The organism is Streptomyces sp. NPDC001219 (genome assembly GCF_053597915.1).
Map to the genome: position 1 here is coordinate 1 of NZ_JBSFJF010000136.1, position 7,909 is coordinate 7,909.

5 protein-coding genes are annotated in these 7,909 nt (G+C 72.5%); 2 read left to right on the plus strand and 3 right to left on the minus strand.

Features of this window, described 5'->3' with window-relative positions:
- Nucleotides 1-336: 336 nt before the first annotated feature.
- The 3 genes from ACWC9R_RS36600 to ACWC9R_RS36610 form a co-directional block, all read right to left on the minus strand.
- Nucleotides 337-1,665, minus strand: a complete 1,329-nt coding sequence (locus ACWC9R_RS36600) for a class I SAM-dependent RNA methyltransferase (RefSeq protein WP_450738155.1) — start codon at nt 1,663-1,665, stop codon at nt 337-339.
- A gap of 157 nt (nt 1,666-1,822) precedes the next feature.
- Nucleotides 1,823-3,874 (minus strand): APC family permease, encoded by a 2,052-nt coding sequence (locus tag ACWC9R_RS36605; RefSeq protein WP_450738157.1) that lies wholly within the window; start codon nt 3,872-3,874, stop codon nt 1,823-1,825.
- Nucleotides 3,875-4,190: 316 nt separating this feature from the next.
- Entirely contained in the window at nt 4,191-6,176 is a 1,986-nt protein-coding gene (locus ACWC9R_RS36610) for a potassium channel family protein (RefSeq protein WP_450738159.1), read from the minus strand.
- Nucleotides 6,177-6,505: 329 nt separating this feature from the next.
- Here ACWC9R_RS36610 and ACWC9R_RS36615 point away from each other — a divergent pair, with 329 nt between their 5' ends.
- Nucleotides 6,506-7,174 carry a potassium channel family protein gene (locus ACWC9R_RS36615; protein ID WP_018093582.1) on the plus strand — a complete coding sequence of 223 codons (669 nt, stop codon included), beginning with the start codon at nt 6,506-6,508 and terminating at the stop codon, nt 7,172-7,174.
- Nucleotides 7,171-7,842 carry a potassium channel family protein gene (locus tag ACWC9R_RS36620; protein WP_026170356.1) on the plus strand — a complete coding sequence of 224 codons (672 nt, stop codon included), beginning with the start codon at nt 7,171-7,173 and terminating at the stop codon, nt 7,840-7,842. The genes ACWC9R_RS36615 and ACWC9R_RS36620 overlap by 4 nt, the downstream gene beginning before the upstream one ends.
- Nucleotides 7,843-7,909 lie beyond the last annotated feature (67 nt).

Here is a 7,909-nt window from a genome sequence, read left to right on the forward strand (position 1 = left end):
ATGCCGAAATCGTTCCCGGTGAGGGGCCGTGCAGTAGTGGTGTGCCGCGAAGCGGCGGGATGGCTGCCCGGGGCCGTCGGCTCCGTGGCAACTCGAAGAACTTACACGATCCTATGGTTGTGACACGAATCGGGGGGCACTTCGGCGGTGGTTCGCGCTGCCTCGGGCCGTTGGATCACGGACCGAGGTCCGCCGAGCGCCGCCGCTGCTGCGGCGGCCGACAGTGCCTCAACGAGTTCGGCGGCCTCGGCAGCCCCTGCGGGCCCCACCAGAAGAGCTGTGGCAGGCACACGAAGGCACCGCCTGAGACGCCGTCAAGAGCCGTTCCCCAGCAGGTCAGACGCCCTTGGCTGCCTTCTCCAGCACCACGACGCACTCCACATGGTGCGTCATCGGGAACAAGTCCAGCACCCGCATCCGCCGCGGCGCGTACCCCGACTCTGCGAAGTACTTGAGGTCGCGGGCCAGGGCCGCCGGGTCGCAGGCCACGTAGGCGATGCGGCGGGGGGTGAGGGTGGCGAGGTGGTGGACGGTGGACTTGCCGGCGCCGGCTCGGGGTGGGTCGAGGACGATGAGGTCGACGTCGGTGATGCCGGTGCGGGGGAGGATCTGGTCGACCTTGCCGTGTTCGATGCGGACGCGGTCGAGGTCCTGGAGGTTGTGGCGGGCGTCCTCGACGGCGCGCTTGCCGGACTCGATGCCGAGGACCGCGCCCTTGTCGCCGACGCGCTCGGCGAGGGCGCCGGCGAAGAGGCCGACGCCGCAGTAGAGGTCGAGGGCCATGTCGCCCTTCTTGGGCATCAGGCCCTGCATGACGGCCTCGACCAGGAGGTCGGCGGCCTTCGGGTGGACCTGCCAGAAGCCGCCGTCGCCGACCCGCCAGGTGCGGTCGGCGGCGCGTTCGCGGACGAAGGGGCGGCCGTGGACGCGGTGGACGGCGCCGTCCTTCTCGCCCACCCGCATGACCGAGACCGGCTTGTCGAGTTCGACGAGGGGGAGGCGGCCGCCGGGGCGCGGGGTGAGGATGACCTGACGGTCGTGGGAGCCGGTGGCGGCGATGGCCTCGACGGTGGACATCTGGGGCCAGGTGCGCTTCTCGATGCCGAGTTCCGTGACGCCGGGGGCGGCGATCATGCAGTGGTCGACCGGCTCGATGTCGTGGGAGCGGTGCTTGCGCAGGCCCGCGCGGCCCTCGTCGTCCACCGCGTACTGGACGCGGGTGCGCCAGGCCGGTACCTCGCCCTTGGCGACCTTGTCGCCGGGGGCGGGCTCGACGGTGCCGTCCCAGCCGGCCGCCTCGGGAGTCAGCCCGGCCAGCCGCATCAGCTGCTCGGCCACCACCTCGCCCTTGAGGCGGCGCTGGGCGCCGGGCTTGGCGTGCTGCCAGTCGCAGCCGCCGCAGCGGCCGGGGCCGGAGAAGGGGCAGGGGGCCTCGACCCGGTCCTTGGACGGCTCCAGGATCGAGACGGCGTCGGCGCGCAGGAAGCGGGCGCCCTCCTCGCCGTCGGTGACGCGGGCGAGGACCCGCTCGCCGGGGAGCGCGTGCCGTACGAAGAGGACCTGGCCCTCGGCGGTGCGGGCGATGCAGTGACCGCCGTGCGCGACCGGGCCGACCTCGACCTCGTACTCCTCGCCGACCAGCGATTTCTTGGGTTCTGCCTGCATGGCGGGAGGGCTCCTGGGGTGGGGTGGTGCCGGGGCGGTACGGCGGGACGCCGACCGTCAAGTCTACGTCCCGCCGTGTGGTGCCCGGGCCCGTCCACCGTCGGGGCCGTGTGCCGTGCGGACCGCTCCAGGCCCTGGGGCCGGGCGGTGGTGGCCGCTACTTCTTGGTGGCGGCCTTTTCCTTCTTCGGCTGGGCGACCGGGCCCCGGCGGACGGCACCCGGAGCGTTCCATTCGGCGCGCTTGCGGGCGCGCTGCTTGGCGGCCTCGGAGGAGTCCAGCTGCCAGGGCACGGAGGTGACCATGACGCCGGGGGTGAAGAGGAGGCGGCCCTTGAGGCGCAGCGCGGACTGGTTGTGGAGGAGGTGCTCGTACCAGTGGCCGACGACGTACTCCGGGATGTAGACGGAGACGGCGTCGCGCGGGCTCTGCCGGCGCAGCGACTTCACATAGTCGATGATCGGCCGGGTGATCTCGCGGTACGGGGAGGCCAGGACCTTCAGGGGCACCTCGATGCCGCGGCGTTCCCACTCCTCCCGCAGGGCCTTGGTGTCGGCCTGGTCCACGTCCACACTGACCGCTTCGAGGCTGTCGGAGCGCATCAGCTTGGCGTAGTTGAGGGCGCGCAGGGTGGGCTTGTGCACCTTGGAGACCAGGACGAGGGAGTGCACCCGGGAGGGGCGGACCACGTCGTCGTCGGGGGTGTCCTCGGCGGCGATCTCGTCGGCGACCCGGTCGTAGTGGCGGCGGATCGCGGACATCGTCACGAAGAAGATGACCATGCCGAGCAGCGCGACCCAGGCACCGTGGGTGAACTTCGTCAGGAGGACGACGACGAGCACCAGGCCGGTGAAGAAGGCGCCGAAGGCGTTGATGGCGCGCGAGCGGTGCATACGGCGGCGCTTGGCCGGGTCCTTCTCGGTGACCAGGTGGCGGTTCCAGTGACGGACCATGCCGGTCTGGCTGAGGGTGAAGGAGACGAAGACGCCGACGATGTAGAGCTGGATGAGGCGGGTGGAGTCCGCGCCGTAGAGGTAGACCAGGATCGCGGCGGCGCCGGCCAGCAGGACGATGCCGTTGGAGAACGCCAGACGGTCACCGCGGGTGTGCAGCTGGCGCGGCAGGTAGCGGTCCTGGGCGAGGATCGAGCCGAGCAGCGGGAAGCCGTTGTAGGCGGTGTTGGCGGCCAGGAACAGCACCAGCGCGGTGGCCGCGGCGAGCACGACGAAGAGGAAGCTGCCCTTGCCGAAGACCGCCTCGGCGACCTGCGAGATGACCGGGTTCTGGGTGTAGCCGGAGCCGATCGGCTTGCCGTTGTGCAGCAGGTCGGTGGCCGGGTTCTCGGCCATCCGCACGTTGGTGGCCATGGCCAGGCCGATGATGCCGCAGAACATGGTGACGGCCAGGCCGCCCATGAGGGCCAGGGTGGTCGCGGCGTTCTTGGACTTCGGCTTGCGGAAGGCCGGCACACCGTTGGAGATCGCCTCGACGCCGGTGAGCGCGGCACAGCCGGAGGAGAAGGCGCGCAGCATCAGGAAGAGCAGCGCGAAGCCGGCCAGGCCGCCCTGTTCGGCGTGGATGGTGTAGTCGGCGGTGGGGGCCTCCATGGTGTCGCCCATGACGACGCCGCGGATCACACCCCAGACGATCATGATGAAGACGCCGGCCACGAAGACATAGGTCGGGATCGCGAAGAGCTTGCCCGACTCCTTGACGCCGCGCAGGTTCATCAGGGTCAGCAGCACGATGATGCCGATCGCGCACAGTGTCTTGTGCTCGACGACGAACGGGATCGCGGAGCCCAGGTTCTCCACCCCGGACGAGATGGAGACCGCGACGGTCAGCACATAGTCGACGAGCAGCGCGCTGGCGACGGTGAGACCGGCCTTGGGGCCGAGGTTGGTGTTGGCGACCTCGTAGTCGCCGCCACCGCTCGGGTAGGCGTGCACGTTCTGCCGGTACGACGCGACGACCGTGAACATCAGCACCACGACCGCGACCGCGATCCAGGGGCTGAAGCTGTACGCCGACACGCCCGCGATGGACAGGACGAGGAGCACCTCGCCCGGCGCGTAGGCGACGGAGGACAGCGGGTCGGAGGCGAAGACGGGGAGTGCGATGCGCTTGGGAAGCAGGGTCTCCCCGAGCTTGTCGCTGCGCAGTGCGCGCCCGATCAAGATCCGTTTGGGCACGTCGGTCAGTTTGGACACGCAGAGGATGCTAAGCCTTCGTCAAGGTCCGCGCCCACCCGCTCCCCGCACGGTCTGCGGCGAGGAGGAGCGGAGCGGGGCGGCCGAGGCGCGTTGGACCTGCTGAGGGGCGCACCACGGGGCGCGCCTCCACAGAATCCGCACGTCACGCGCACGTCAGGACCTCGTCAGGGCTTCGTGGGGGCCTGGCAGGTCGCGTTCGTGGCATTCGTCACGGGCGGCGGGGTCCGTCACCGGGTGCGATGGCGGGGTCACGGTGGGATGGGTGAAGCGGGCCGGCGGGTGGGGTCGGACGCCGGTCCCGCCGGCCCGCGGGTCACCCTTGCCGGGCCTCGCTCTGCCGGGCCTCGCCCTGCCCGCCCGCGGCCGGGGCCCGGTTCCGGGCGTGCAGGTCGCCGAGTCCCTGCCGGGTGGCGACCAGCAGCACCCGGTCCTGTGGGCGGAGGACGTAGTCGTCGCCGAGCTCGTGCACCAGCTGCGCCGGCCGGCGCTCCTCGGCGGGCGGTGGCGGGGCGGCGGCCGCGGCCTCCGGCTCCGGGTCGTCGGGGGCGGAGGTGTCGACCGCCAGCACCCGCAGCCGCCCCGGGCGCAGCACCTGGGCGACCGTACGGCCCTCCAGAGCGGTGTGCCCGCGCACATCGACCCGGGCGATCAGCAGCACCCGCCGCTCGACCGGGATGGCCCCGAGGATCTGCCGGCCCATCATCGCGCCGGCGAAGGCGGGCGCGGCCAGGTACGTGACGCTCCGGCTGCGGGTCAGTGCTCCCGGGTGGGCGGCGCGCAGGGTGCGGTAGACGGCGGTGGCGAACCGGTCGTCGAACAGCCGCAGTGTCACCCGCAGCCGGGGGCTGACCGAGCGGGCGTAGAGGGTGGCCTCCAGGTTCGTGGTGTCCTCGCTGGTCAGGGCGAGCAGGGTGGCCGCCCGCTCGATCATCGCGGCTTCCAGGACACCTTCCTGGGTGACGTCCCCCAGGACGGTCGGCACCCGCAGCCGGCGGGCCAGGGCGATGCCCCGGGCCTCCGGGTCCCCCTCGATGCACACCACGGGGATGCCCATCTCGTGCAGCCGCGTCAGGACCCGGGTGCCGACCTTGCCGAGGCCCAGCAGCACCACATGGCCGGACAGCCCGCGCGGCGGGCGGCGCAGCGCCGAGGCGCTGCGGAAGGTGCCGAGCCCCTCGAACGCCGCCGCGACCAGCACCGGCAGCAGCAACAGCCCGGTCAGCCCGGACAGCAGTTGCAGCACCTTGCGGGGCGCCGGACCGTCGAGCGCCGGTTCGTTGATGGCGAAGAGGTCCAGCAGCGAGAGGTAGACGGCGTGCAGCGGGTCCTCACCCAGGGTCAGCGAGGAGGCCACGGCCAGCGCCAGCACCGCGCCGACGATCCCGGCCAGCGACCAGCGCAGCCGCCGGGAGAAGAGGGACGCCAGCGGGGCGCCCCGGCCGCGGAGCCAGCGGCGGCGCACCGGTCGCCCCGTATAGGAGACGGTCTCCAGGACGACGGTGCCGCAGCCGGCGGCGGCCGCGGTCGCCTCGTCGTCCGGCAGCAGCACGGGACCCTCGTCACCGGGCGCCGAACCGGCCGTTTCCGCCGGGTCGTTGGCGGACGCGGACAGCAGCGCCAGGGTGCACAGCCCGGGACCGCCGGGCCGGCCGGGCGGCACCGGCGGGCGCTCCGCGGCCCGCAGCAGCAGTCCGTCCGCCTCGATGACCTTGCTGGTACCGGCGACCGCGGCGCCCGCCAGCGCCGGGGCCACGGTGTCGGCGTCGGACAGCACCGTCGTGGACGCGTCGACGCCCGCCGCGTCCCCGCCGTCCTCGCCGTCCAGGGCGGCGACCGCGGCCGCCTGGTCGAGCAACTCCTCCAGATGCTGGCCGAGTTTGCGGTTGTAGAGCCGGATGACCAGGCGCAGCCGGGGGTTGAGGCGGCGGGCGCGCAGCGCGGCGTGGATGTTGAGCTCATCGTCGTCGTAGACCAGTGCCAGCGCGCCCGCCCCGGCGATACCGGCCTCGTGCAGCGCCGCGTCGTCCGGCTGCGCCGCCTCCACGATGCGTAAGGCCTCCTCCGGCGGCTCCGCGCCGTCCCCGAGCGCCTCCGGCGACAGTGGCGACGGCCGGACCATCGCCGCCGACACCCGGCCCAGCAGCGCACCGGCCCGGCCGAGCGCGCGGGCCGGCGGTGGAATACGGGGGCGGTGCGGCTCCCGGGCGGAGGGGACGACGAGTGTCACCCGTTCGCCGTAGACGTCCCGGAGCTCGGCGGCAAGACGATGGGCCAGCGCGTCGTCGCCGCAGACCACCATGTGCGCGGTGTGGGGCCCCTGTTGGGGCTGGAGAGGCAGGTTGGGCACACCTCGTAGCGTGCCTTACCGGCCCGGCGCGGCGCAGCCCGGCGCGGGAGGCCCTCGCGCACACGGCGCCGATCCGCAGGGGACCGCGGCCCACCGCGCCCCCTACCGGGACCGCCATTACGGCTACGGTTGTACCGGACCGCGGTGCGCCCGGCGCGACCGCTGACGCACCCGGTCCTGTCGCGAGCCGTGGCTTCGTGTCGCCGGTACTGGGAGAAGAAAGTAGTGAGCAGGGTGTTTGTGCAGGTCAGCGCGCTAGTACAGGGCACGGGGTAATCAGCATGCACATCGTCATCATGGGGTGCGGGCGGGTGGGCTCCGCGCTCGCGCAGACCCTGGAGAGCCAGGGTCACACCATCGCGGTGGTCGACCAGGACCCGACCGCGTTCCGCCGCCTGGGCTCGTCCTTCGGCGGCCGCCGGGTGACCGGCGTCGGCTTCGACCAGGACACCCTGCGGGAGGCCGGTATCGAGGAGGCGGGCGCCTTCGCGGCCGTCTCCAGCGGTGACAACTCGAACATCATCGCCGCCCGGGTGGCGCGTGAGATGTTCGGTGTCGAGAATGTCGCGGCCCGTATCTACGACCCGCGCCGCGCCGAGGTCTACCAGCGCCTGGGCATCCCCACCGTCGCCACCGTCCGCTGGACAGCCGACCAGATGCTGCGCCGGCTGCTGCCGTCGGGCGCCGAGCCGCTGTGGCGGGACCCCAGCGGGGGCGTCCAGCTCGCCGAGGTGCACACCGCGGCCTCCTGGGTCGGGCACAAGATCAGCACCCTCCAGGAGGAGACCGGCGTCCGCGTCGCCTTCCTCACCCGGCTGGGCGAGGCGATGCTGCCGACCTCGCAGACGGTGTTGCAGGAAGGCGACCTGGTGCACGTGATGATGCGCACCGACGAGGTCGAGAAGGTCGAAGCGGCATTCGCCACGGGTCCTGAGGGGGCGCACGCATGAGGGTCGCAATCGCGGGCGCGGGTGCAGTGGGGCGTTCCATCGCGGGCGAGCTCCTGGAAAACGGGCACGAGATCCTGCTGATCGACAAGGCGCCGACCGCCATCTCGGTCGAGCGGGTGCCGCTGGCGGAATGGCTGCTGGCCGACGCCTGTGAGATCACCTCGCTCGACGAGGCGGCGTTGCAGCGCTGCAACGTCGTCATCGCGGCGACCGGCGACGACAAGGTCAACCTGGTCGTCTCGCTGCTCGCCAAGACCGAGTACGGCGTGCCGCGGGTGGTCGCGCGGGTCAACAACCCGAAGAACGAGTGGCTTTTCAACGAGTCCTGGGGCGTGGATGTCGCGGTCTCGACGCCCCGTCTGATGTCGGCGCTGGTCGAGGAGGCGGTGAGCGTCGGCGATCTCGTACGGCTGCTGCGCTTCAGCCACGGTGACGCCAACCTCGTCGAGCTGACGCTGCCCCCGGAGGCCGCGCTGGCCGGTACCCGGGTCGGCGACGTCGAGTGGCCCGAGGACACCTCCCTGGTGACGATCATCCGCGGGACGCGGGTGCTCACGCCCAACAAGGAGGACGCGCTGGAGGCCGGCGACGAGCTGCTGTTCGTGGCGGCGCAGTCGCGCGAGGAGCAGCTGGAGGACCTGCTGTCGATGCGGCGCGAGGACGCGTAGCACCGGCCCGGGGGGGGGGGGCGCGCGGGGGGGCGGCGCCGCCCCGGGGGGCAGCGCCGGCCGGCGG